Source organism: Sphingomonas sp., assembly GCF_035998645.1.
Classification (GTDB): domain Bacteria; phylum Pseudomonadota; class Alphaproteobacteria; order Sphingomonadales; family Sphingomonadaceae; genus Sphingomonas.
In genome coordinates this window covers 813,432-836,563 of record NZ_DASYHL010000004.1, presented here as the reverse complement: position 1 = coordinate 836,563, position 23,132 = coordinate 813,432, and the positions used below count along the sequence as shown (strand labels likewise).

The 23,132-nt window shown below is 64.9% G+C and carries 26 protein-coding genes; 5 read left to right on the top strand and 21 right to left on the bottom strand.

Translation table 11 applies throughout. The features are described 5' to 3' along the window. Both VGN66_RS13490 and VGN66_RS13485 read right to left on the bottom strand, forming a co-directional pair. Entirely contained in the window at nucleotides 1-1,335 is a 1,335-nt protein-coding gene (locus tag VGN66_RS13490; protein WP_327519315.1) for an amidohydrolase family protein, read from the bottom strand. Nucleotides 1,336-1,384: 49 nt separating this feature from the next. Next, on the bottom strand, nucleotides 1,385-1,759 hold the full coding sequence (locus VGN66_RS13485) for a DUF1244 domain-containing protein (protein WP_327519314.1): 375 nt from the start codon (nucleotides 1,757-1,759) through the stop codon (nucleotides 1,385-1,387). A gap of 75 nt (nucleotides 1,760-1,834) precedes the next feature. Between VGN66_RS13485 and pyk the strand changes: the two genes are divergently transcribed. Then, on the top strand, nucleotides 1,835-3,292 hold the full coding sequence (gene pyk / locus VGN66_RS13480) for a pyruvate kinase (RefSeq protein ID WP_327519313.1): 1,458 nt from the start codon (nucleotides 1,835-1,837) through the stop codon (nucleotides 3,290-3,292). On the opposite strand, the gene VGN66_RS13475 is transcribed toward pyk, so the two are convergent. The 4 genes from VGN66_RS13475 to ykgO are packed head-to-tail and all read right to left on the bottom strand — an operon-like array spanning nucleotide 3,289 to nucleotide 4,779. Further along, the gene (locus tag VGN66_RS13475; RefSeq protein WP_327519312.1) at nucleotides 3,289-3,681 is read right to left on the bottom strand and encodes a type II toxin-antitoxin system VapC family toxin; all 393 of its coding nucleotides are present in this window, start codon (nucleotides 3,679-3,681) and stop codon (nucleotides 3,289-3,291) included. The genes pyk and VGN66_RS13475 overlap by 4 nt on opposite strands. Continuing rightward, complete coding sequence (locus tag VGN66_RS13470) at nucleotides 3,678-3,980, bottom strand: type II toxin-antitoxin system prevent-host-death family antitoxin (protein WP_327519311.1); 303 nt, start codon at nucleotides 3,978-3,980, stop codon at nucleotides 3,678-3,680. Before VGN66_RS13470 ends, VGN66_RS13475 begins: the two co-directional genes overlap by 4 nt. A 44-nt stretch (nucleotides 3,981-4,024) precedes the next feature. Next, a complete protein-coding gene (locus VGN66_RS13465; protein ID WP_327519310.1) occupies nucleotides 4,025-4,630 on the bottom strand; it encodes an HAD family phosphatase in 606 nt (201 codons plus the stop codon). Between the two features lie 23 nt (nucleotides 4,631-4,653). Continuing rightward, on the bottom strand, nucleotides 4,654-4,779 hold the full coding sequence (gene ykgO / locus VGN66_RS13460; protein ID WP_066575973.1) for a type B 50S ribosomal protein L36: 126 nt from the start codon (nucleotides 4,777-4,779) through the stop codon (nucleotides 4,654-4,656). Nucleotides 4,780-4,944: 165 nt separating this feature from the next. Between ykgO and VGN66_RS13455 the strand changes: the two genes are divergently transcribed. The 4 genes from VGN66_RS13455 to VGN66_RS13440 are packed head-to-tail and all read left to right on the top strand — an operon-like array spanning nucleotide 4,945 to nucleotide 7,518. Next, nucleotides 4,945-5,541 carry a DUF4136 domain-containing protein gene (locus VGN66_RS13455; protein ID WP_327519309.1) on the top strand — a complete coding sequence of 199 codons (597 nt, stop codon included), beginning with the start codon at nucleotides 4,945-4,947 and terminating at the stop codon, nucleotides 5,539-5,541. Continuing rightward, nucleotides 5,538-6,656: a M14 family metallopeptidase gene (locus VGN66_RS13450; protein ID WP_327519308.1), complete on the top strand. Its 1,119-nt coding sequence runs from the start codon at nucleotides 5,538-5,540 to the stop codon at nucleotides 6,654-6,656. Before VGN66_RS13455 ends, VGN66_RS13450 begins: the two co-directional genes overlap by 4 nt. Before the next feature lie 13 nt (nucleotides 6,657-6,669). After that, on the top strand, nucleotides 6,670-7,041 hold the full coding sequence (locus VGN66_RS13445) for a hypothetical protein (protein WP_327519307.1): 372 nt from the start codon (nucleotides 6,670-6,672) through the stop codon (nucleotides 7,039-7,041). Between the two features lie 3 nt (nucleotides 7,042-7,044). Beyond that, nucleotides 7,045-7,518, top strand: coding sequence for a GNAT family N-acetyltransferase (locus VGN66_RS13440; protein WP_327519306.1), 474 nt, complete (start codon nucleotides 7,045-7,047; stop codon nucleotides 7,516-7,518). Here VGN66_RS13440 and VGN66_RS13435 read toward each other — a convergent pair. From VGN66_RS13435 to nuoF, 15 genes are all read right to left on the bottom strand, one after another. Next, nucleotides 7,506-7,766, bottom strand: a complete 261-nt coding sequence (locus VGN66_RS13435; RefSeq protein WP_327519305.1) for a DUF1467 family protein — start codon at nucleotides 7,764-7,766, stop codon at nucleotides 7,506-7,508. The genes VGN66_RS13440 and VGN66_RS13435 overlap by 13 nt on opposite strands. A 4-nt stretch (nucleotides 7,767-7,770) precedes the next feature. Beyond that, nucleotides 7,771-9,411: a ribonuclease J gene (locus VGN66_RS13430; RefSeq protein WP_327519304.1), complete on the bottom strand. Its 1,641-nt coding sequence runs from the start codon at nucleotides 9,409-9,411 to the stop codon at nucleotides 7,771-7,773. A gap of 135 nt (nucleotides 9,412-9,546) precedes the next feature. Beyond that, a complete protein-coding gene (locus tag VGN66_RS13425) occupies nucleotides 9,547-10,317 on the bottom strand; it encodes a type III pantothenate kinase (RefSeq protein ID WP_224922308.1) in 771 nt (256 codons plus the stop codon). Nucleotides 10,318-10,328: 11 nt separating this feature from the next. Continuing rightward, nucleotides 10,329-11,057, bottom strand: coding sequence for a biotin--[acetyl-CoA-carboxylase] ligase (locus VGN66_RS13420; protein ID WP_327519303.1), 729 nt, complete (start codon nucleotides 11,055-11,057; stop codon nucleotides 10,329-10,331). After that, on the bottom strand, nucleotides 11,024-12,469 hold the full coding sequence (nuoN, locus tag VGN66_RS13415) for an NADH-quinone oxidoreductase subunit NuoN (RefSeq protein ID WP_327519302.1): 1,446 nt from the start codon (nucleotides 12,467-12,469) through the stop codon (nucleotides 11,024-11,026). The genes VGN66_RS13420 and nuoN overlap by 34 nt, the downstream gene beginning before the upstream one ends. Then, complete coding sequence (locus VGN66_RS13410) at nucleotides 12,469-14,019, bottom strand: NADH-quinone oxidoreductase subunit M (RefSeq protein ID WP_327519301.1); 1,551 nt, start codon at nucleotides 14,017-14,019, stop codon at nucleotides 12,469-12,471. Before VGN66_RS13410 ends, nuoN begins: the two co-directional genes overlap by 1 nt. Further along, complete coding sequence (gene nuoL / locus VGN66_RS13405) at nucleotides 14,016-16,112, bottom strand: NADH-quinone oxidoreductase subunit L (RefSeq protein WP_327519300.1); 2,097 nt, start codon at nucleotides 16,110-16,112, stop codon at nucleotides 14,016-14,018. Before nuoL ends, VGN66_RS13410 begins: the two co-directional genes overlap by 4 nt. Continuing rightward, nucleotides 16,112-16,417 carry an NADH-quinone oxidoreductase subunit NuoK gene (gene nuoK, locus VGN66_RS13400; protein ID WP_224922312.1) on the bottom strand — a complete coding sequence of 102 codons (306 nt, stop codon included), beginning with the start codon at nucleotides 16,415-16,417 and terminating at the stop codon, nucleotides 16,112-16,114. The genes nuoL and nuoK overlap by 1 nt, the downstream gene beginning before the upstream one ends. Then, the gene (locus tag VGN66_RS13395; protein ID WP_224922313.1) at nucleotides 16,414-17,040 is read right to left on the bottom strand and encodes an NADH-quinone oxidoreductase subunit J; all 627 of its coding nucleotides are present in this window, start codon (nucleotides 17,038-17,040) and stop codon (nucleotides 16,414-16,416) included. The genes nuoK and VGN66_RS13395 overlap by 4 nt, the downstream gene beginning before the upstream one ends. A 127-nt stretch (nucleotides 17,041-17,167) precedes the next feature. Further along, nucleotides 17,168-17,653 carry an NADH-quinone oxidoreductase subunit NuoI gene (nuoI, locus tag VGN66_RS13390; RefSeq protein WP_066663200.1) on the bottom strand — a complete coding sequence of 162 codons (486 nt, stop codon included), beginning with the start codon at nucleotides 17,651-17,653 and terminating at the stop codon, nucleotides 17,168-17,170. Further along, a complete protein-coding gene (locus VGN66_RS13385) occupies nucleotides 17,650-18,078 on the bottom strand; it encodes a hypothetical protein (protein ID WP_327519299.1) in 429 nt (142 codons plus the stop codon). Before VGN66_RS13385 ends, nuoI begins: the two co-directional genes overlap by 4 nt. Beyond that, nucleotides 18,078-19,124 carry an NADH-quinone oxidoreductase subunit NuoH gene (nuoH, locus tag VGN66_RS13380; protein WP_327519298.1) on the bottom strand — a complete coding sequence of 349 codons (1,047 nt, stop codon included), beginning with the start codon at nucleotides 19,122-19,124 and terminating at the stop codon, nucleotides 18,078-18,080. The genes VGN66_RS13385 and nuoH overlap by 1 nt, the downstream gene beginning before the upstream one ends. Next, the gene (nuoG, locus tag VGN66_RS13375) at nucleotides 19,121-21,127 is read right to left on the bottom strand and encodes an NADH-quinone oxidoreductase subunit NuoG (RefSeq protein ID WP_327519297.1); all 2,007 of its coding nucleotides are present in this window, start codon (nucleotides 21,125-21,127) and stop codon (nucleotides 19,121-19,123) included. Before nuoG ends, nuoH begins: the two co-directional genes overlap by 4 nt. Nucleotides 21,128-21,176: 49 nt before the next feature. After that, nucleotides 21,177-21,830 (bottom strand): hypothetical protein, encoded by a 654-nt coding sequence (locus VGN66_RS13370; RefSeq protein ID WP_327519295.1) that lies wholly within the window; start codon nucleotides 21,828-21,830, stop codon nucleotides 21,177-21,179. After that, nucleotides 21,827-23,131, bottom strand: a complete 1,305-nt coding sequence (gene nuoF / locus VGN66_RS13365; RefSeq protein ID WP_327519294.1) for an NADH-quinone oxidoreductase subunit NuoF — start codon at nucleotides 23,129-23,131, stop codon at nucleotides 21,827-21,829. Before nuoF ends, VGN66_RS13370 begins: the two co-directional genes overlap by 4 nt. Between the last annotated feature and the right edge of the window lies 1 nt (nucleotide 23,132).

Sequence of the window (23,132 nt, the reverse complement as noted above, 5' to 3'; positions counted from 1 at the left end):
TTACTGCGCCGGGAATGCCTGGCGCTTGCCGCCGGCCTTGTGAACGACGCCCTGGCGCATCACGAACTCGACCTGCTCCATCCGCTTGATGTCGTCGAGCGGGCTGCCGGTCACCGCGATAATGTCGGCGTGCTTGCCCGGCGCGATCGAGCCGATGCTGTCCGCCCGCCCGAGCGCTTCGGCAGCATTGAGCGTGGCCGTCTTGAGCGCCATCGCGGGGGTCATCCCCGCCTTCACCATCATCGAAAATTCCTGCGCATTGTCGCCGTGACGCGACACGCCGCTGTCGGTGCCGAATGCGACCTTCACGCCCGCGGCATAGGCTTTGCTGTGGCTGGCAAAGGCGGCGGCGGCGGCTTCCTCAGCCTTGGGGATCACTGCGGGCGGGAGCAGCCCCTTGCGCGCCTGTTCCAGCGCGGCGGCGGGCGCCATCATCGTCGGGACCAGCCAGGTGCCGTTCTTCTTCATCATCGCGATCGTCTCGTCGTCGAGGAACGACCCGTGATCGACGGTGTCCACGCCGGCAGCCACCGCCGCCTTGGTCCCCGCCGCAGCGTGGCTGTGCGTCGCGACCTTGCGGCCAAGGCCATGCGACGTATCGATGATCGCCTTCATCTCCGCATCGGTCATCGCGCGGCCAAGCCCGCCCGATACGTTCGAGAGCACGCCGCCGGTCGACATGTATTTGATCACCTGCGCCCCCAGCGCGATCTGCTGGCGCACCGCGCGGGTGCAATCCTCGGGGCCGTCACAGGTGTTGATCTGATGCTTGTGGATCGCGTCGGCGAACACCTCGGCCACGCCATTGGTGCCATCGGCATGACCGCCGGAGACCGAGATCGAATTGCCGGCGTTGATGATGGTCGGCCCGGCAATGTCGCCGCGCTCGACGCCCTCACGCAGCGCGCGCATCCCCCGCGCGCTCCCGCCCAGATCGCGCACCGTGGTGAAGCCAGCCTCGAGCGTGACCCGCGCATTGGCGACCGCATGCATCATGTCATCGGCATCGTCGCGATTGAGCGCGGTCAGCCGGTCGCGCAGCGGATCGCCGCCGATCCCCCATAGATGGACGTGCATGTCGACTAGCCCCGGCATCACGAACCGGTCCTTGAGGTCGATCAGCTCCGCTCCACCCTCGGGCGCGACGAAGCCATCGCGAATTTCCGCGACCTTCCCGTCGCGCACCACGATCGTGCTCGGCCCGCGCGGCGCCTCGCCGGGCTTGGCGAGCAAGGTGCCGGCGTGGATGAACCTGACCTTGGGCGGCGCGACCGTCTGGGCCGCGAGCGGGGTCGCAGCGAGCAACGCGATGGTGACGGCGGCGATTCGACGCATGAAACTCTCCCCTGTTTGCGGCAGCCTAGGCGGCAATCAGGGGGAGTGGCTAGCCCCCGCGCTGGGTGATCGACGGCGGGTCGCTGGCCGGGAAGCTGTCTTCTAGCTCTTCGTCCAGCTCGGCTTCCTGCTTGTTGCGCGCGACACTCGCTTCCATCCGGGCGATCTGCTCGGGCGTTGCCTGCCCCTGATGCTGCGCCTTCCAGCGCGCATAGGGCATGCCATAAACCACTTCGCGCGCGGCATCGCGGTCCAACTCCCCACCGCTCGCCTCGCTCACCCAGTCGCCCAGACAGTTGCGGCAAAAGCCGGCAAGGCCCATGAGTTCGATATTCTGCGCATCGGTGCGGTGGCGCAGATGGCGGACCAGTCGGCGGAACGCCTGAGCGGCAATGCGGTCGTCTAGTTTGTCCAGCGTTGTCACAATGACGCCTCCACAGTTGAATAGTGCGCATTTGGCGTTAGGGACCGGCACAGACAAGACATGGAGAATTCGGCGATGACGAAGGCAATGGCACCGCGGTCGCGCAAGGTGCGCGTTCTGGCGACGCTCGGCCCCGCCAGCAACGCGCCCGAGATGATCGCCGCGCTCCATGCCGCGGGCGCCGACGCCTTCCGCATCAACATGAGCCATGGCGACCAGGAATCGAAGATCCCGGTGATCCAGGCGATCCGCGCGCTGGAGAAGACGACCGGCCGCCCGACCACGATCCTCGCCGACCTTCAGGGACCGAAGCTGCGCGTCGGCAAGTTCGCCGAGGGCAAGGTGACGCTGGCGACCGGCACATCCTTCCGCCTCGACCGTGACCCGACGCCGGGCGACGCGACCCGCGTCGAACTACCCCATCGCGAGATTTTCGAGGCGGTGACCGAGGGCGCGCGGCTGTTGCTGGACGACGGCAAGATGGTGCTGCGCGTCACCGGCTATGGCGTCGGCTACATCGACACGCGGGTCGAGGTCGGCGGGGTCTTGTCCAATTCCAAGGGGTTGAACGTCCCCGACATGGTCCTGCCGATGGCCGCGCTGACCGAGAAGGACCGCAGCGACCTCGCCTTTGCGGTCGAACAGAAGGTCGACTGGATCGCGCTGTCGTTCGTGCAGCGGCCCGAGGATCTGGCCGAGGCGCGCCGCCTGATCGGACCGGACGGCCCGGCGCTGCTTGCCAAGATCGAAAAGCCGAGCGCGGTCGCGCGGCTCGATGAAATCGTCGAGGCATGCGACGGCGTGATGGTCGCGCGCGGCGATCTGGGCGTCGAGCTGCCGCCCCAGAACCTGCCCCCGATGCAGAAGCGCATCGTCGAAACCTCGCGCCGCATGGGCCGCCCGGTGATCGTCGCGACGCAGATGCTCGAATCGATGATCACCTCGCCCTCCCCCACCCGCGCCGAGGTGTCGGACGTCGCGACCGCGGTCTATGACGGCGCCGACGCGATCATGCTGTCGGCCGAGAGCGCCGCGGGTCAGTGGCCGATCGAATCGGTGACGATGATGGACGCGATCGCCGATTCGGTGGAGCGCGATCCGGCGCATGGCGACCGCGTGCACTTCACCGTGATGAAGCCCGATCCCACCACCGCCGACGCGCTTGCCGAAGCGGCCAAGACGATCGCGGCGAATGTGTCGGCTAGCGCGATCATCTGCTTCACCATGTCGGGCTCCACCGCCCGCCGCATCGCGCGTGAGCGCCCGTCGGTGCCGATCCTGGTGCTGACCCCCAAGGCAGAGACCGCACGGCGCATGGGCCTGCTGTGGGGCACCCACGCGGTGCACACCCGCGATGTCGATTCGTTCGAAGACATGGTCGCCAAGGCCAAGCGCATGGCGATGCGCCACGGCATCGCCAAGGGCGGCGACCGCGTGGTCGTATGCGCCGGCGTCCCGTTCGGCACGCCGGGGTCGACCAATGTGCTGCACGTCGTGACGATCGTCGGCGACGAGCTGAAGGGGCGGAGTTAAGCCGACAGGGCGAGCGGGTGACCGGTGAGGAGCCGGTCGCGCGTCAGCAGCCGCGCGCCAAGTACCTGCGCGTGGATCAGCAACTGCTCGTCAAACGGGTCGCGATGCGCGATCGGCGCCACGAGTGACGTCGCGCAATCGGTCGGCGTCAACGGCTTGAGTTCAAACCCGGCCTTCTCAACGAACGCAAGTGCAGCGGCGGGATCGAGCAATTCGCTCCGCCGCGCCGCACCGCTGGGACCCCATTTCAGCCGAAGTTCCCAGATCGACACTGCCGAAACCAGCACACGTGTCTCACTCTCTTCAAACAAAGCCGCTTCCGCTACGGTCAGCCGGTCCGGTGCCCGCGCAAGCCAGATCAGAACATGCGTATCGATCAGCAGCTTCACGTGCGCTCGGGCTCATCATCATAATAGTCAGGTCCGAACAATTCGCGGGTCCAGGCCGGGTCATTGAACTCCTCCAGCCATTTCTCGTCGAGCGGATAGTCCAGCTTCACCTTGTCCAGGCCCATTTCCTTGCGCACGCGCGCGTTGCGTTCCCAGAACCCCTCTTTCGAAGGCTTCTGAACCGGCCCGAGTTCCGCCACTGCTTCGCCATTGCGGGTAATGGTCACGCGCTCGCCACGCTCAGCGGCCTCGATCGCTGCGGCGAAATGGGCACGGGCTTCGCGAACAGACATCTTCATCGCGACTCTCCAATTGTGTACGCAGTGTACACGTATGGAGCAATTCAGTCCAGCAGGCCGGCTGCGACCAGTTCGCGCCGGGCGTCGGCCTCTTCGGTAAACAGCACCGAGCGGATCCCCAGCGCCCGCGCGCTATCCACATTCGCGGCATTATCGTCGATGAACACCGCCTCGCCCGGCTCCAGCCCGAAACGGGCGAGCGCGAGGTGGTAGATGGCGGGGTCGGGCTTCACCAGCTTCTCGTCGCCCGAGACGACGACATCGCGGAAGCGGTCGAACAGCTGCGGCCATTCCGCACGGAAGGGCGGCCAGAATTCGTGGCTGAAATTGGTGATCGCGAACAGCGGCACGCCCGCCGCATCCAGCTCTGCGACCAGCTCGTGCATCCCCGGCACCGGGCCGCCGACGCTTTCATTGAAGCGCGGCCCCCATGCGGCGATCAGGTCGGCATGCTGCGGATAGCGCGCGATCAGCTCCGCCGAGGTGTCGGCGAAGTCGCGCCCGGCATCATGCTGGAAATGCCAGTCGAGCGTGACGACATCGCGCACAAACGCTTCGAGCGCCCGATCGTCACCGATCAGGCGCTCGTAAAGATAGCGCGGGTGCCAGGTGAAAAGGACGTTGCCGATATCGAAGATAACGGCGCGCACGTCCCCGTTCGCCTGCGCCGGGATTAGCCCTGGCGGGCCTTGAAGCGACGCTGCGTCTTGTTGATGACGTACACGCGACCGCGACGACGGATCACGCGGTTGTCGCGGTGACGCCCCTTGAGCGACTTCAGGCTGTTCACGATCTTCATGACCGATTCTCTACTATCTTGAATTGTGGCGGGTGCCGGAAAAGAGGCGCCCGCCTAGTCGGGACGCGTCGGCAAGTCAAGGAAAGCTTGGCAACGGAACCCGCATCCTCGTAACGATGTTCAGTCGCTGAGCCGTGGCGTGTGCACGGCAGGAGGATGTGTCCGATGAAGACCCGTGCAATGCTTGCCCTCGCCCTGTCCGCAGTCGCTCTGGCGGGCTGTTCCACCACCATGGGCGGCTCTGCGCCGGTCGATGTGACGCGCTATCACCTGTCCCAGCCGATCCCGGCGGGAACACTGGCGGTGCAACCGGTGAGCGGCGGCGCGGTCGGGCCGGAGGCACAACTGTATCTCGACGCGGTCGCGACGACGATGGGCGGCATGGGATTCGCCGCTGCGCCCGATTCGGCCAAGGCCGACTATCTCGCCACCGTCGATTTCCGCCGCACCGATCGCGGCCAGGTCCGCACGCGTCCACCGGTGACCATCGGCCTTGGCGGTGGCAGCTTTGGCGGCAATGTCGGCGTCGGCGGCGGGGCCAGCGTCGGGATCGGCAGCAAGACCAAGACGATCTATGCCTCCGAACTGTCGGTCCAGCTCCGCCGGCGCGGCGACAACACCGTGATCTGGGAGGGCAAGGCGATGACCGAGGCGCTCGGTGCAAGCGATGGCACCCAGCCGGGGGACACGGCCACCAAGCTGTCAAATGCGCTGTTCAAGGGCTTTCCCGGCCAGTCGGGGATCACTATCACGGTCAAATGACCATCCAGCTGAACGCCGCCTTTGACAGCGGCAACATCCGCCTCATCGACATCGACGGTGACACCGTCGATGTCGAGATCGTCGCCGACCACCAGTCCGACTTTTTCCAGTGGTTCCACTTCCGCGTGGCGGGGGCGAAGGGGCGGACGCTGACGTTCCGCATTCTGAACGCGGGCAAGGCGGCCTATGCGTTCGGCTGGCCAGGCTATCGCGCGCGGGTCAGCACCGATCGTGACGCATGGCGGCTGACCGACGGCGCCTATGCCGATGGCGTATTCAGCTTCACGCACAGCTTCGACAGCGACGTGGCGTGGTTCGCCTATTTCGCGCCCTATACGATGGAGCGCCATGCCGACCTGATCGCGCGCATGGCCGCTCAGCCCGGCGTGATGCATCGTGAACTGGGTCAGACGCTCGACGGGCGCGCGATGGACCTGCTGACGCTCGGCACGGGGCCTAAGCAGGTATGGCTCTATGCCCGCCAGCATCCCGGCGAATCGATGGCGGAATGGTGGGCCGAGGGTGCGCTGGAGAAGCTGACCAACCCCGCGGACGCCACCGCACAGGCGCTGCGGGCCAAGGCGACGTTCCACATCGTCCCCAACATGAACCCGGACGGCAGCTTCCGCGGCCATCTGCGCACCAATGCGGCGGGCGTGAACCTCAACCGCGAATGGCATGCCCCGACGATGGAGCAGAGCCCCGAGGTCCTCCTCGTCCGCGCGGCTATGGACGAGACCGGCGTCGATTTCGCGATGGACGTGCATGGCGACGAAGCGATCCCGGCCAATTTCCTTGCCGGATTCGAAGGCATCCCGAGCTGGACCGATGCGCAGGGCGAGAAATATTACGAATTCGGCCGCCGCCTCGCCGCCGCGACGCCGCTGTTCCAGCTTGAAAAGGGCTATGACAAGTCCGCTCCCGGGCAGGCCAATCTGTCGATGTCGACCAACCAGCTCGCCGGGCGCTTTGGCGCGGTGTCGATGACGCTGGAAATGCCGTTCAAGGACCACGATCCCAGCCCTGACGCGGAGTTCGGCTGGTCGCCGGAGCGGTGCAAGGCGCTCGCGCATGCGTGCCTAGACACGCTGGCAGGGATGATCGACGAGATTTAGAGGAGCTACTCGCATGAGGCGCGCTGCAGCCCTTCTCCTGGCCCTCACTTTGGCGGCCTGCGATAACGGCGATAGCCGGATATGCGGCGCGCTCGCGGTCAAAATGGATAACATCGACTTGCCTGCTAATGATCCGCAGAACGTGACTGCCTGTGTAGATCGCTGGGCTGCGCGATTATCCAAAGCGCCCGACGATGCCACTACGGTCGCGGAAGCCGCGATTGGTGCATGCCAAGATGCAATTTCCAGGCATGAGGCCGCGATCGCGAAAGACGCCGACCGACCCCCTGACTATCCCGCCGCTCGCGCATATTGGAAACGCATCGCAACATTCCGCGCTGTCCAATGGCGAGCCGGAAAGTGCCCAATCGAACGGGCAAAATAACAGATGCGAATTGACGAAGGAGACCTCGACGATCCGCAGATCATCGCGCTGCTCGAACTGCACGCGCGGGAAATGTCGGATCATTCGCCGCCGGGCACCTGCCATTTCCTTGACCTGTCGGGGCTGAAGACCCCGGACATCACCTTCCTGAGCGCATGGGATGGCGACACGCTGCTCGGCGTCGGGGCGCTCAAGCAACTTGATCCGCTGACCGGTGAGGTCAAATCGATGCGCGCCACCGCCGCCGCGCGCGGGCGGGGTGTGGGGTTCGCGATCCTCGACCATATCGCCGGCCTCGCCCGCGACCGGGGCTATACTGCGCTCAAGCTGGAAACCGGCACGGGTCCGCTGTTCGAGGGCGCGCACGCCCTCTATCGCCGCTATGGCTTTGCCCCCTGCCCGCCCTTTGCCGGCTATGTCGAAACCGACTTCAACCGCTTCTACGCGCTCGACCTGCCCGCGCCTCAGTTCCAGTAATCGAGCATGTCGGCGGTGATCCAGCCGTTGACGTAATTGAGGTAGAAGGCCGCGAACAGCGCCGTGCCGACGATCGTCGTCCACTTCGCGATCGGCCCCGCCTGAAAGCGCTGCGGCGCGCTTTCGGCCTGCCCCTTGACCATCGGGTCCCCCGCCTCGACCCCGGTGCGCGCATAGAAGGGCAGCACCAGGAACAAGGCGAGGAACCAGAACAGGAAGTAAATCGCGAGCGCGCTGAACCAGTTCATTCCATCACACCTCGATGAGCATTACGTCCATCACCGGCTTCTTCCCGGTGTAGCGCACCGCGACGCGCCGTGCGGCAAGCCGGATTTGCTCGCGCAGCTTGTCGCGGTCGCCGCCGCGCGCTTCGCCCACCACCTTGGCCACCGCCGCGCTGGCATCGGTGATCAGCCCGTCGCGATCCTCTTCGGCCGGAACGCCCTGGATCGTGACTTCAGGCTGGCCGGCGAGTTTGCCATTGGCCTTGAGCGCCACCGCGACCGACATCTGGCCATAGAGGCCGAGCTTGCGCCGTTCGTTCATCGTCGTGCCATCGGCTGGCAGGATCACGTCGCCGTCGAGCACCAGCCGTCCGGCTGGGGCATTTCCGACCTTTTTCGGCTTGCCGGGCGCCAGGCGGATGATCTCGCCATTATTCTGCACCACCGCACTGGGGATGCCATGCGCGCGACCAAAGCGGGCTTGCTCCGCGATATGGCGCATTTCGCCATGGACGGGGACGAGGATGTCCGGGCGGATCCAGTCATACATCGCCGCGAGTTCCGGGCGGCCGGGATGGCCGGAGACGTGCACGAACGCCTGACGGTCAGTGATCATTTCGACCCCCTTGCCCGCCAGCACGTTCATGATGCGCCCGATCGCCATTTCGTTGCCGGGGATCTGCTTGGACGAGAATACGACGGTGTCGCCGGATTCGAGCTTCAGCTGATGCGTCTCGTCGGCGATGCGGGCGAGCGCGGCGCGCGGTTCGCCCTGGCCGCCGGTGGCGATGATCATCACCTTGTCGCGCGGCAGCTTCATCGCGGTCTCGAAATCGACCGTCTCGGGGAAGTCGCGCAGATAGCCGGTCGCCTTGGCAACGCGCAGGATGCGGTCGAGCGAGCGCCCGGCAACGCACATCGCGCGGCCGGTATCCTTCGCGACCTCGCCCAGCGTCTGCAACCGCGCGGCGTTGGAGGCGAAGGTGGTGACGAGCACCCGGCCCTTGATGCCCGCGACGACCTCGTCCAGCCCCTCCCGCACGGCGGACTCGGAGCCCGAGGCTTCGGGGTTGAAGACGTTGGTGGAGTCGCACACCAGCGCGAGCACGCCCTCGTCACCCACTGCGGTCAGTTCCGCGGCGGTCGATGCGCCGCCCATCACCGGCGTGTCGTCGATCTTCCAGTCGCCGGTGTGGAACACGCGGCCATAGGGCGTGTCGATCAGTACCGCATTCCCCTCAGGGATCGAGTGCGCCAGCGGCAGGTAGCGGATGCCGAACGGGCCGATCTGGAACGGCTCCTCTTCGCGCACCACGTTCAGTTCGACGCGGTCGGCAATGCCCTCCTCGTCCAGCTTGCCGTGGATCAGGCCGGCGGTGAACGGCGTCGCATAGAGCGGCACGTCCAGCTCGCCCGCCAGATAGGGCAGCGCGCCAATATGATCCTCATGCCCGTGGGTCAGCACGATGCCGAGCAAATCGTCCAGCCGCTCCTCGATGAACTGCAGATCGGGCAGGATCAGGTCGATGCCGGGATAGTCGGGTGTGCCAAAGATCACGCCGCAATCGACCATGATCCATTTGCCCTGACAGCCATAGAGATTGACGTTCATGCCGATCTCGCCCGAGCCGCCAAGCGCGAGGAAGAGGAGTTCTTTACCGGGGGTCACATGTTTCCAGTCTGATAAACGGCCATTTGCCCTGAGCCTGTCGAAGGGCTGTGCCGCGAACGTGATGGCGGGAACAGGCCTTCGACAGGCTCAGGCCAAACGGCGTTAGTGGGATATGCGCCAGCGATCAAACGATCATGCCCGCGACCGCTCCCACAGCATCGCTAGCCCCTGAATCGTCAGGTCAGGTTCGATCACGTCGAACGCATCGGTCTGCTTTTCGAACAGCACCGCCAGGCCGCCGGTGGCGATCACCTTTACCGGGCGACCGATCTCCGCCTTCATCCGCGCGACCAGCCCCTCGATCATCGCGATGTAGCCCCAATAGATGCCGATGTGCATCTGATCGACCGTATTGCGGCCGATAACGCTGGTGTTGGCGGGCGCCTCGATCGCGATGCGCGGCAGCTTGGCGGCGGCGGTGACCAGCGCGTCGAGCGACAGGTTGATGCCCGGCGCGATGATCCCGCCCTTATATGCGCCGGTATAGTCGGCGACGTCGAACGTGGCGGCGGTGCCGAAGTCGACGACGATCAGGTCACCGGGATGGTTCTCATGCGCGGCGATGATGTTGAGCGCGCGGTCGGCGCCGACGCTCTGCGGCTCTTCCACATCCAGCGCGATCGGCCAGCCGTCGCGCCCGGCGACCAACGGGGTGCAGCCGAAGTATTTCTGCGACAACACCTCAAGATTGTGGAGCGCGCGCGGGACGACCGTGCCGATGATGACGCCGGTAACGACTCCGCGCTCATAGCCCTCCAGCGCGAGCAGCTGGCTCAGCCACACGGCGTACTCGTCGGCCGTGCGGCGCGGATCGGTGGCGATCCGCCAGCGCGCCTTGATCTCGCGCCCCTGCACGAGCGCGAAAACGATGTTGGTGTTGCCGGCGTCGATCGCGAGCAGCATGAATTGGTCCTTCAGATGAGGAAGACGTCGCCAGCATGAATGACATGCCGCGATCCATCGGCCAAGCGGAGGATCAGCGCGCCGTCGCCGGTCAGGCCGTCAAACAGGCCGTCATGGGCCGTGCCGTCGGGCAAGCGCGCGGTGAGTGCAGTGCCGGTCGGGTGCGCGCGGTCGAGCCAGCGGTGGCGGATCGGGTCCAGTCCCTCGCCACGCCAGCGCGATAGCCAGCGTGAAAAGCTCTCGGCCAAGACCTCGGCAAACGTCGCGGCGGCGACCGCAACGCCCTGCGCGGCAAGGCTCGTCACGGGGCGATCGGGCAGGTCGGGATGATGCGCCAGGTTGACGCCGATCCCGACCACGACCGCATCGCCGGCGCGCTCGAGCAGCACGCCCGACAGCTTCGCGCCGTCGATCAGCAGGTCATTGGGCCATTTGATCGTCGCGTCGGTGGGGAGGAAGACGCGGACAGCCTCCTCAAGCGCAACGACCGTGACCAGCGCAAGCGTAGGCGCGGACGGATCGGTCGGGCGCAAGCGGACGAGCGTGCTGCCGTAGAAATTGCCGACCGGCGATTCCCACGCCCGGCCCTGTCGCCCCTTGCCCGCAGTCTGGCGCTCCGCACGCAACCAGGCCCCTTCGCTCGCGCCCGCCGCAGCGAGCGCCAGCATGTCGGCATTGGTGGAACCCGTCTCCGGGACGACGCGGATCAGAACAGCGTCCGCGCCGCCGCCATCGACCATGCGCCGAGCACCGGGATCAGCAGATAGCCGAGCGGCGAGACGAACACCGCCGCTGCGGCGATCAGACCGCCCTCAAGCGCGCTGTCGCCCTTGGCATAGGCCGGTGCGGGCTCGTCGAAGTACATCGTCTTGACGATCTTGAGGTAATAGAACGCCCCGATCACCGACGCCGCGATACCGATCGCTGCGAGCGGGAACAGCCCAGCCTTCACCGCCGGCTCGAACACCGCGAACTTGGCCCAGAAGCCAAACAGCGGCGGGATGCCCGCGAGGCTGAACATGAACATCGCCAGCGCCGCTGCCAGCGCCGGACGCGTGCGCGACAAGCCCGACAGGCTGGCGATCGTCTCGACCGGCTGGCCCTCGGTGTCGCGCATCTGCAGCACGACGAGGAAGCTGCCCAGCGTCATCACCACATAGATGGTGAGGTAGGTCAGCACGCCCGCCACGCCCTCTGCGGTGCCGGCGGCAAGGCCGATCAGCGCGAAGCCGACATTGTTGATCGAAGAGTAAGCCAGCAGCCGCTTAATGTTGGTCTGCCCGATCGCCGCAACCGCGCCGAGCACGATCGAGGCGAGCGCGGCGAAGATCACGATCTGGCGCCAGTCGCTGGTCACCGGACCCATCGCCTCGATCGCGACGCGGACCGACAGTGCCATTGCCGCCACCTTGGGGGCACTGGCGAAGAAGGTCGTCACCGGGGTCGGTGCGCCTTCGTACACGTCCGGGGTCCACATATGGAACGGCACCGCCGACATCTTGAACGCGAGGCCAGCAAACACGAACACCAGGCCGAACAACAGGCCCATATTCTCACCCGCAGCATAGGCCGACGCGATGTCGCCGAACACCGTGGTGCCGCTGAACCCATAGACCAGGCTGATGCCGTAGAGCAGGATGCCCGAGGCGAGCGAGCCGAGGATGAAGTATTTCAGACCCGCTTCGGCCGAGCGCACATCGCGGCGCATGAAACTGGCGAGAACGTAGGACGCGAGGCTGTTCAGCTCGAGCCCGACATAGAGCGTCAGCAGGTCGTTGGCCGATACCATCATGCCCATGCCCGCGGTCGCGAACAGGATCAGGATGGGATATTCGGGGCGCAGATCCTCACCACTGGTGCGCGCGAAGAAGCGCGGGGCGATGATAATCGCAATCGCCGCGGCGAAGAAGATCAGCGCCTTGGCATAGGCCGAGAACAGGTCGGCGCGATACAGGCCGTCGAACGCGAGGCCGCCGGAGGAGGCGTTGCCGGTCAGCGCGATGCCTGCGCCGATCAGCACAGCGACCGACACCCAGCTCACCGCGCGCGAAACCGCTGGGCCACCCCATGCGGCGACCATCAGCAAAGCGAGCCCACCGACCGAGAGGACAATCTCGGGCAGGACCATCGAAAGTTGCAGGCCGTAGTCCATCAGTGTGCCGCTCCATGCTCGGCAGATTTATGCTCGGGCGCATGCGCAGCCTTGGCAGCAGCGGGATTGCCGGGGGTCGGCAGGCTGTCGCCCGCCGGACGCGCCCGCTCGATCCGCGCCAGCAACGTCGCAACGTCGGCACGCATCGGGGCGAGGAAGCTCTCAGGGTACACACCCATCCACAGCACCGCCGCTGCGATCGGCGCCAGCAGCGCCATCTCGCGCTTGTTCAGGTCCGGCATCGCCTTGACGTCGTCCTTGGTCAGATCACCGAACACGACGCGGCGGTACAGGTAGAGCATATAGCCCGCGCCCAGAATGATGCCGGTCGTGGCGATCAGCGTCGCCAGCGTCGACACCTGGTACGTGCCCATCAACGCCAGCAGCTCGCCGACGAAGTTGCTCGTGCCCGGCAGGCCGACCGATGCCATCGTGAACAGCATGAACAGGATCGCATATTTCGGCATGTTGATCGCGAGGCCGCCGTAGCGGTCGATCTCACGGGTATGCAGACGGTCGTAGATCACGCCGACGCACAGGAACAGCGCGCCCGACACCAGGCCGTGGCCCAGCATCACCATCATCGCGCCCTCGATGCCCTGCCGGTTGAAGGTGAACAGGCCCAGCGTCACGATCGCCATATGCGCGACCGACGAATAGGCGATCAGCTTCTTCATATCGCTCTGCACCAGCGCGATCAGCGACGTGACCACGACCGCGATGCACGACAGGCCGAACACCAGCCAGATCAGCTGCGCCGACGCCTCCGGGAACATCGGCAGCGAGAAGCGCAGGAAGCCATAGCCGCCGAGCTTCAGCAGCACGCCCGCCAGGATCACCGACCCTGCGGTCGGCGCCTGCACGTGCGCGTCGGGCAGCCAGGTGTGGACCGGCCACATCGGCATCTTCACCGCGAAGCTCGCGAAGAACGCCAGCCACAGCCAGGTCTGGACCCCGGCGGGGAAGTCATACGCCATCAGCTCCGGGATCGACGTCGTGCCCGCGGTGATGGTCATGTACATCATCGCGATCAGCATCAGCACCGAGCCGAGCAGCGTGTAGAGGAAGAACTTGTAGCTCGCGTAGATGCGGTTCGCGCCGCCCCAGATGCCGATGATCAGGAACATCGGGATCAGGCCGGCCTCGAAGAACACGTAGAACAGGAAGATATCCTGCGCCGCGAAGGTGCCGATCATCAGCACTTCGGTGATCAGGAACGCGGCCATATATTCCTGGACGCGCTTGTTGATCGCTTCCCAGCTCGCGCCGATGCAGATCGGCATCAGGAACACGCTGAGCATGATCAGCAGCAGCGCAAAGCCGTCGATGCCCAGCGACCAGCCGAACACGCCGAACAGGTTCGGATAATGCTCGACGAACTGCCACTGCGGCCCGCCAATCTCGAAATTCGCCCACAGCACGCCGCCGAGAACGAGGTCGACCAGCGTCGCGCCCAGCGCGATCCAGCGCGCCTGATTGGCGCTGACGAACAGACATGTGATCGCCGCCACCAGCGGCACGATCAGCATCAGGGAGAGAATGCCGCTCATCGCGTGATCACCCAGGTAACGGCTGCGGTCAGGCCGATCAGCATGACGAACGCATAGCTATAGACATATCCCGACTGGAGCTTGGCGCTCCACACGCCCGCGAACTTCACCGCCGCAGCGGAGCCGTTCGGGCCGAACCGGTCGATCAGGCCCTCATCGCCCCGCTTCCAGAACAGGCGGCCGAACCAGAAGGCGGGCTTCACGAACAGCACATTGTACAGCTCGTCGAAATACCACTTGTTCAGCAGGAACTTGTAGAGAAGCGAGAAGGTCGCGGTGAAGCGCGCAGGGATGGTTGGCGACTTGATGTACGCAACCCACGCCCCGAACAGACCGAGCAGCATGACGATGCTCGCCGACAGCTTCACCCACAACGGCACTTCGTGCATCGCGTGCGCAAGGTGCGTATCGAACGCGACCGCGCCCTTCCAGAAGATTTCACCACTGTTGGGCTGGATGAAATACTGGTTGAACGCGAGTCCTGCGAACACCGCGCCGATCGACAGGATGATCAGCGGGATCATCATCGGCAGCGGGCTTTCGTGCGGATGATATCCGCCGGTGCCGTCTGCAGTCTCATGCGCGCTCGGACCATGGACGTGCGGTTCATGGCCCGCATCTTCCTGCGCCGGCGGGTTCTCCGCATGCGCGACCGCGTGGCCATGGGCGTCATCGTTATGATGCGAGTCATGCAGCGCGTGCTGAATATGCTCCGACTGCGTCCAGCGCGGTTTGCCCCAGAAGGTCAGGAACATCAGGCGCCAGCTGTAGAAGCTGGTCAGCAGTGCGGCGAACACGCCGACCCAGAACGCCGCCTGACCGCCACCACCGGCTGCATAGGCCGCCTCAAGGATCGCGTCCTTGGAGTGGAAGCCCGCGAACCCGGCATGGAGCCAGTAGATGCCGACGCCAGTGATCGCGAGCGTGCCCGCCATCATCGTCCAGAAGGTGACCGGGATGTGCTTCCGCAGGCCGCCATAGTACCGCATGTCCTGCTCATGGTGCATCGCATGGATGACCGAGCCGGCACCCAGGAACAGCAGCGCCTTGAAGAAGGCGTGGGTGAACAGGTGGAACATCGCCGCGCCATACATGCCGACGCCCGCGGCGAAGAACATGTAGCCGAGCTGCGAACAGGTCGAATAGGCGATCACGCGCTTGATGTCGGTCTGCGTCGTGCCGACTGTCGCGGCGAACAGACAGGTCGCCGCACCGATGAAGGTGACGAAGCCGAGCGCGATCGGCGCCTGCTCGAACAGCGGCGACAGGCGGCACACCATGAACACGCCCGCGGTGACCATCGTCGCCGCGTGGATCAGCGCCGACACCGGGGTCGGGCCCTCCATCGCGTCGGGCAACCAGGTGTGCAGGCCAAGCTGCGCCGACTTGCCCATCGCACCGACGAACAGCAGCAGGCACAGCACGGTCAGCGTATCGACGCGATAGCCGAGGAAGCCGATCGTGCTGCCGGCCATACCCGGTGCAGCTTCAAGGATCTCGGGGATCGAGATGGTGCCGAACACCAGGAACACGCCGAAGATGCCGAGCATGAAGCCAAGGTCACCCACGCGGTTGACCACGAACGCCTTGATCGCGGCGGCGTTGGCCGACGGCTTCTTGAACCAGAAGCCGATCAGCAGATAGCTCGCGAGGCCCACGCCTTCCCAGCCGAAGAACATCTGCAGCAGGTTATCGGCGGTCACCAGCATCAGCATGGCGAAGGTGAACAGCGAGAGATAGGCGAAGAAGCGCGGCTGATCCGGGTCCTCTTCCATGTACGACCAGCTGTAGAGGTGGACCAGCGCCGAGACGCTCGTCACCACCACCAGCATCACGGCGGTCAGGCTGTCGACGCGCAGCGCCCAGTCGACCATCAGATCGCCTGAGTTCATCCAGGTCAGCACCTTGATGACCTGCGGCTCGGCCGTGCCGTTGAGGAACGGGATGAACGTCATCCAGCTGAGGATCGCCGCGACGAACAGGCCGCCGGTGGTGACGATCTTCGGGAATGCCGTGCCGAACGCGCGGTTACTGAAACCGGCGACGATCGCTGCCAGCAGCGGCAGGAATACGATGAAATGGATCGAAGACATCAGCCCTTCATCCGATTGACGTCGTCGACCGAGATCGTGCCGCGGCCGCGGAAATAGATGACAAGGATGGCGAGGCCGATCGCGGCCTCACCCGCCGCAACGGTCAGCACGAACATCGCGAACACCTGACCAACCAGATCGCCCAGCGCGGCGCTGAACGCGACGAGGTTGAGGTTCACGCTGAGCAGGATCAGCTCGATCGCCATCAGGATGACGATGAGGTTCTTGCGGTTCATGAAAATGCCCAGCACGCCCATGGTGAACAGGATCGCGCTAACGACGAGATAATGGGTGATTCCGATCACAGCTCCACCCCCTGCCCGACGGGCTGGTTGACGTTGCGGGTCGCGTCCTTCTGACGCCGGTTGATCTGGCGCCAGACATTCTGCGTCTGCACCCCGCCGCGCTTGCGGTGGGTCAGCACGATCGCGCCGACCATGGCGACGAGCAGGATGAAGCCAGCGGCCTCGAACAGATAGAGATAGCGGCTGTAGAGCAGCATGCCGATCGCCTGAACGTTCGACACCTGGCCGAGCGCGGTATCCGCGTCGACTGGCGCGATCCGCTTGGCCAGGTCGATCTTGCCTGCGGTCCACGCCATCGTGCCGATCACGATCTCCGCCGCCAGCGCCACCGCGATGGCGAGGCCGAACACGGCATAGCGGACGAACCCGGCGCGCAGCTCGGCAAAGTCGATGTCGAGCATCATCACGACGAACAGGAACAACACCGCGACCGCGCCGACATAGACGATGACCAGCAGCATCGCGATGAACTCAGCGCCTGCGAGCACCATCAGCCCGGCGGCGTTGAAGAACGCCAGGATCAGCCACAGCACCGAATGAACGGGATTGCGGGCGGTAATCGTCATCGCGGCGGAGAGGATCACCACCCCGGCGAAGAGATAGAAGGCGATTGCCTGGATCATGGCTTAAACTTGAGCCCCCAAACCCCGTTCGGGCTGAGCTTGTCGAAGCCCAGCACCAGCAGCTGTAGAATTGCGCCCTTCGACAAGCTCAGGGCAAACGGAGGTGATTCCGAATGTCATGGCGCGCTTAACGGTACGGTGCATCGGCGGCAAGGTTCGCGGCGATTGCGCGTTCCCAGCGGTCGCCGTTCGCGAGCAGCTTGTCCTTGTGATAGATCAGCTCCTCACGTGTTTCGGTCGCGAATTCGAAGTTCGGCCCCTCCACAATGGCGTCCACCGGGCATGCCTCCTGGCACAGGCCGCAATAGATGCATTTGGTCATGTCGATGTCGTAGCGCGTGGTGCGGCGGCTGCCGTCGTCACGCGGTTCGGCCTCGATCGTGATCGCCAGCGCCGGGCAAACCGCCTCGCACAGCTTGCACGCGATGCAGCGCTCTTCGCCGTTCGGATAACGGCGCAGCGCATGCTCGCCGCGGAAGCGGGGCGAGATCGGGTTCTTCTCGTACGGATAGTTGATCGTCGCCTTGGGCTTGAAGAAATACTTCAGCGTGAGGGCGTGCGCCTTCACGAACTCCCACAGGGTGAACGAACGGACGAGTTGGGCGACGCTCACTGGACAGTCCCCTGAGAAGGCGATCCACGCCGCGTTTCACACATGCCGGTTCCGATAAGTGTATCGAACGAATGGCGACCGTCACTATACGACCGGACAATCGTTAACACGGCCACTTGCTGATTGCTGTAATCAATCATTCGAACATTTACTCTTTCGCGACCCGCCGCTTCTTTCCACTCATAATGATGGACCAGGTTCTCCACGGACAGCTGAAGGCCACCTTTAAGTTTGATCGGGCTCGATGGCTTAAGCCAATCCGCCATGTTCGTTTTCACCTCGGCCCCATCATAGGTGCCACGCAGCTTGAACCGAGCGGCGGATTTGGCGCCCCCCGGCCCGCGCATATCACAATCAAACGCCAGTCGACCGGCACTTGGCACGGCGGCTACGGTCTGAGCTGCTATCGCGAGGGCTAAGCTCATCACAGCCCCACTCGCTGGATCATCAGCCAGCCCGACACCGCGAACACGAAGAACAGCGACAGCGGCAGGAAGATCTTCCAGCCCAGGCGCATCAGCTGGTCATAGCGGTAGCGCGGGACGGTCGCCTTGATCCACGAGAAGATGAAGAAGAAGACGAGGATCTTGATGAACAGCCAGATGATGCCCGGGACCGCATACAGGATCGGGATATCCAGCGGCGGCAGATAGCCGCCCCAGAACAGCACCGCGTTGAGCGTGCACATCAGGATGACGTTGGCGTACTCGCCCAGCCAGTAGAGCGCGAAGGCCATCGACGAATATTCGGTCTGATAGCCCGCGACCAGCTCGCTCTCCGCCTCGGTCAGGTCGAACGGCGCGCGTGCGGTTTCGGCGAGCGAGGAGATCAGGAACACCACCGCCATAGGGAACAGCAGCGGGTTGAAGCCGAAGCCGTTGAAGATGCCCATCACATGCCCCTGCTGCGCATTGACGATGCCCGACAGGTTGAACGTCCCCGCCCACAGCACCACCGCGATCAGCACGAAACCGATCGAGACTTCATAGCTGACCATCTGCGCCGCAGCGCGGATCGCCGAATAGAAGGGATATTTGGAGTTCGACGCCCAGCCGGCGAGGATCACGCCATAGACACCCAGCGACGACGCCGCGAGGATGTAGAGCAGGCCGACATTGATGTTCGACAGCACCACGCCCGCCTGGAACGGGATCACCGCCCACACGATCAGCGCGACGGTGAAGGTGATGATCGGCGCGAGCAGGAACAGCCCCTTGTTCGCGCTCGACGGGATGATGGTTTCCTGAAGGAAGACCTTGAGGCCATCCGCGAACGACTGAAGCAGGCCGAGCGGGCCGACGACGTTGGGACCACGGCGCAGCGCCATCGCCGCCCAGATCTTGCGATCGGCATAGATGATCATCGCGACGGCCAGCATCAGCGGCAGCGCGATCAGCAAAATGCCCGCGATCGTCGCGACGAACCACGCCCATTCGAAGGGCATGCCGAGGGATTGGAAGAAAGCGGTCACTCTGCGGCCTCCGCGAAATCCTGGCCGTGGATCAGTTCGGCCGAGCAGCGCTGCATCGTCGGCGACGCGCGGCAGATGGCGTTGGTCAGGTAGAAGTCGGCGATCGGGTAAACGACCTCCCCTTCCCCCTTCGCGTCGAGCGCGGGCGGGTTCCACTCGAAGCTGGCGAGCCCTTCGCTGCCCAGCGCCGGCACGTCGGCGGCCATTGCCGCGCGCAGTTCGCCAAAGCTGTCGAACGGCAGCGTCTTGCCGATCACTTCGGACAGGGCGCGCAGGATCGTCCAGTCCTCACGCGCGTCGCCGGGGGCCGAAACCGCCTTCTCGCTGCGCTGGACCCGGCCTTCCAGATTGACATAGGTGCCGTGCTTTTCGGCATAGCTCGCGCCCGGCAGGATCACGTCCGCCGCATGCGCGCCCTTGTCGCCATGATGGCCGATATAGACGTTGAAGCTGTTGGCGAAGTTGGAGAAGTCCACTTCGTCTGCGCCCAAGAAGAAGGTCAGCTTCGGCTCCGCAGCGACGATGTCGGCAATGCCGCCCTTCGACGCGAAGCCGAGCATCAGGCCGCCCATGCGGCTCGCCGCCATGTGCAGCACGTTGAAGCCGTTCCAGCCCTCACGCACCAGATCGAGCTTCTTGGCCAGCGCCAATGCCGCGCCATGCCCGTTCTTGAGCGCCGCGCCGCCGACGATGACCATCGGGCGCACCGCATCCTTGACCGCGTCCGCCGCCGCGTCGGGCAGCTTGCCGAGCAGGCCGAGATCATTGCCGAGCCAGGTCGTCTTGTAGGTCAGATCGGTTTCCGGCCCGATCGCGAACACCTTCGCGCCCTTCTTGATCGCCTTCCGCACGCGGGTGTTCACCAGCGGCGCTTCCCAGCGCAGGTTGGTGCCGACCAGCAGGATCACGTCCGCCGTCTCGACGCCCGCGATGGTGGTGTTGAAATTCACCGCCGACAGCGACGACGTGTCATACGCCATGCCGGTCTGACGCCCCTCAAGCAGGTCGGAGCCGAACGACTGGACCAGCTTCTTGGCGGCAAAGATCGTCTCGCAATCGAGCAGGTCGCCATGAATCGCGGCGACCTTGTCCCCCGCGCCCTTCGCGGCAACCGCGATAGCGGCGAACGCCTCGTCCCAGGTCGATTCAACCAGTTTGCCGTCCTTGCGGACATAGGGCTTGTCGAGCCGGCGGAAGCTGAGGCCGTCGACATGGTGGCGCGTCTTGTCGTGCGCCCATTCCTCGTTCACGTCTTCATTGATGCGCGGGAGGACGCGCAGCACGCCGCGCCCGCGGCTGTCGATGCGGATATTGGTGCCGACCGCGTCCATCACGTCGATCGCGAGCGTCTTCTTGAGCTCCCACGGCCGCGCTTCGAACGCATAGGGCTTCGACGTCAGCGCACCGACCGGGCACAGGTCGACGACATTGCCCGAGAGTTCGGACGTGACCGCCTGCTCCAGATACGACGTGATCTGCATATTCTCGCCGCGATAGAGCGCGCCGATTTCCTCAACGCCCGCAACCTCTTCGGCAAAGCGGACGCAGCGGGTGCACTGGATGCAGCGGGTCATCACCGTCTTGACGATGGGGCCCATATATTTCTCGGTCACCGCGCGCTTATTCTCGGTGTAGCGGCTGTGACCACGGCCATAGGCGACCGACTGGTCCTGCAAATCGCACTCGCCGCCCTGATCGCAGATCGGGCAATCGAGCGGGTGGTTGATCAGCAGGAACTCCATCACGCCTTCGCGCGCCGCCTTGACCATCGCACTGTCGGTGCGGACATCCTGATTGTCCGCGGCGGGCAGCGCGCACGACGCCTGCGGCTTGGGCGGCCCGGGCTTCACCTCGACCAGGCACATGCGGCAATTGCCCGCGATGCTCAGCCGCTCATGGTAACAGAAACGCGGAATTTCCTTGCCCGCGGCCTCGCACGCCTGGAGCACGGTGGCCCCTGCGGGCACCTCCACTTCGATTCCGTCGACGGTCAGCTTCGGCATTACACGCTATCCCCGTCCCGGACGCGCCGGGCGTTCAAACTCTGAATCATCACGACGTCGCCCCCGCTGCCAGCCGGTAATAGCTGATCGCGATCGCCTCACGCAGCGTCGCGCGGTTGAGCTTCAGCGTCTCGCCCTTAGGCACGCAGGCCGGGATCGCCGGGCTTAGCGCGCGGAATGCGGGCAGTTCGGCGGCGTCGCCGATCTTCGTCGCGAGGAGCGCGCGCGTTCCAGCAGGGTTCGCGCGAACGATGCACTCGCCGAGCTTGCCCATATACATCTCGGCGACAGTCATCGAGTAGCCCTCGCGGGCCTTTTCATCGTCCTCGGTTGGGGCCTTAGGCTCCGTCCAGATCAAAGCGGGCTTGGCGGCGGGATCGATCGGCCCCTGCCCCTTCAATTCGACAGTGATCAGTCGCTCGGCCAGCGCGGCGCGGTATTGTTGATACCGCATGCGCAGCTTACCGCGCAGGAAACCGAGGCAACGTGGCCCCATGACCTTACGGAACTCGTCCTCGGGCATGCGCTCACCCACGGGCGTCAGCACATATTTGCGCGCGAGGGAGGGTTGGGCCTGCACAACGCACTCGGCATAGTCAGCCAGGACCTTGCGGCCCATCGCTTCGGCCTCGGCCTTTTCCTTGGCAGCGTCGGCGGGCGCGGCGGTCAGCAGCGTCGCGGCAAGAGCGAATGCGGCGATCATTCCGCAGCCTCCTGCATCGGGCTCAGTCCGCCGCCCTGCTTCTCAAGGATGCGCCGCTCCATTTCGGGGCGGAAATGCTTGATCAGGCCCTGGATCGGCCATGCCGCCGCGTCGCCGAGCGCGCAGATGGTGTGGCCTTCGACCTGCTTGGTGACGTTGAACAGCGTATCGATCTCGCTGATGTCAGCATCGCCCGTGCGCATCCGCTCCATCACGCGCCACATCCAGCCGGTGCCCTCACGGCATGGGGTGCACTGGCCGCAGCTCTCATGCTTGTAGAAATAGCTGATGCGGCTGATCGCGGCGACGATGTCGGTGGACTTGTCCATCACGATCACAGCTGCCGTGCCAAGGCCCGATCCGAGCGCGCGCAGGCCGTCAAAGTCCATCGGCGCGTCCATGATCTCCGCCGCCGGAACCAGTGGCACCGACGACCCGCCGGGGATCACGGCGAGCAGATTATCCCAGCCGCCACGGATGCCGCCGCAATGCTTTTCGATCAGCTCGCGGAACGGGATCGACATGCTTTCCTCGACCACGCACGGCTTTTCGACGTGCCCGCTGATCTGGAACAGCTTGGTGCCCTTGTTGTTCTCACGACCAAAGCTCGCGAACCATTCGGGGCTGCGGCGCAGGATCGTCGGGGCAACCGCGATCGATTCGACATTGTTGACCGTGGTCGGGCAGCCATAAAGACCTGCGCCCGCTGGGAAGGGCGGCTTGAGGCGCGGCTGGCCCTTCTTGCCCTCCAGGCTTTCGATCATCGCGGTTTCTTCGCCGCAAATGTACGCACCCGCGCCGCGATGGCAGAAGACGTCGAAATCATAGCCCGAGCCACAGGCATTCTTGCCGAGCAGACCCTTGGCGTAGGCTTCCTCGATCGCCGCGAACAGCGTCTGCGCCTCGCGGATATATTCGCCGCGAATGTAGATATACGCCGCGCGCGCGCGCATCGCGAAGCCCGCGACCAGCGCGCCTTCGAGCAGCAGGTGCGGGTCGTGGCGGATGATCTCACGGTCCTTGCACGAGCCCGGTTCGGATTCGTCGGCATTGATGACCAGGAAGCTCGGCCGTTCCGGCGTCGGGTTCTTGGGCATGAACGACCATTTCATGCCGGTCGGGAACCCTGCCCCGCCGCGCCCGCGCAGGCCCGACGCCTTGATCTTTTCGATGATCGTGTCGGAGCCGAGTTCGAGCAGCTTCTTGGTATTGTCCCACGCGCCGCGCTTCATCGCAGCGTCGAGGTTCCACGGCTGATAGCCGTAGAGGTTGGTGAAAATCCGGTCCTTGTCCGCGAGCATG

Coding starts and splice junctions, on each gene's coding strand:
- VGN66_RS13420 (WP_327519303.1), bottom strand. CDS start 11,057: ATGGTCGATGGCGGCGGCGCGGACGCTGTTCTGATCCGCGTCGTCCCG.
- VGN66_RS13435 (WP_327519305.1), bottom strand. CDS start 7,766: ATGAACTGGTTCAGCGCGCTCGCGATTTACTTCCTGTTCTGGTTCCTC.
- VGN66_RS13490 (WP_327519315.1), bottom strand. CDS start 1,335: ATGCGTCGAATCGCCGCCGTCACCATCGCGTTGCTCGCTGCGACCCCG.
- nuoG (WP_327519297.1), bottom strand. CDS start 21,127: ATGCCGAAGCTGACCGTCGACGGAATCGAAGTGGAGGTGCCCGCAGGG.
- VGN66_RS13370 (WP_327519295.1), bottom strand. CDS start 21,830: ATGATCGCCGCATTCGCTCTTGCCGCGACGCTGCTGACCGCCGCGCCC.
- VGN66_RS13410 (WP_327519301.1), bottom strand. CDS start 14,019: ATGAGCGGCATTCTCTCCCTGATGCTGATCGTGCCGCTGGTGGCGGCG.
- VGN66_RS13425 (WP_224922308.1), bottom strand. CDS start 10,317: ATGCTGCTCGCGATCGACGCCGGCAACACCAACATCGTTTTCGCGCTC.
- VGN66_RS13440 (WP_327519306.1), top strand. CDS start 7,045: ATGCGAATTGACGAAGGAGACCTCGACGATCCGCAGATCATCGCGCTG.
- nuoN (WP_327519302.1), bottom strand. CDS start 12,469: ATGGACTACGGCCTGCAACTTTCGATGGTCCTGCCCGAGATTGTCCTC.
- nuoL (WP_327519300.1), bottom strand. CDS start 16,112: ATGTCTTCGATCCATTTCATCGTATTCCTGCCGCTGCTGGCAGCGATC.
- VGN66_RS13395 (WP_224922313.1), bottom strand. CDS start 17,040: ATGATCCAGGCAATCGCCTTCTATCTCTTCGCCGGGGTGGTGATCCTC.
- VGN66_RS13455 (WP_327519309.1), top strand. CDS start 4,945: ATGAAGACCCGTGCAATGCTTGCCCTCGCCCTGTCCGCAGTCGCTCTG.
- VGN66_RS13445 (WP_327519307.1), top strand. CDS start 6,670: ATGAGGCGCGCTGCAGCCCTTCTCCTGGCCCTCACTTTGGCGGCCTGC.
- ykgO (WP_066575973.1), bottom strand. CDS start 4,779: ATGAAGATCGTGAACAGCCTGAAGTCGCTCAAGGGGCGTCACCGCGAC.
- VGN66_RS13450 (WP_327519308.1), top strand. CDS start 5,538: ATGACCATCCAGCTGAACGCCGCCTTTGACAGCGGCAACATCCGCCTC.
- pyk (WP_327519313.1), top strand. CDS start 1,835: ATGACGAAGGCAATGGCACCGCGGTCGCGCAAGGTGCGCGTTCTGGCG.
- VGN66_RS13385 (WP_327519299.1), bottom strand. CDS start 18,078: ATGAGCTTAGCCCTCGCGATAGCAGCTCAGACCGTAGCCGCCGTGCCA.
- nuoF (WP_327519294.1), bottom strand. CDS start 23,131: ATGCTCGCGGACAAGGACCGGATTTTCACCAACCTCTACGGCTATCAG.
- VGN66_RS13470 (WP_327519311.1), bottom strand. CDS start 3,980: ATGAAGATGTCTGTTCGCGAAGCCCGTGCCCATTTCGCCGCAGCGATC.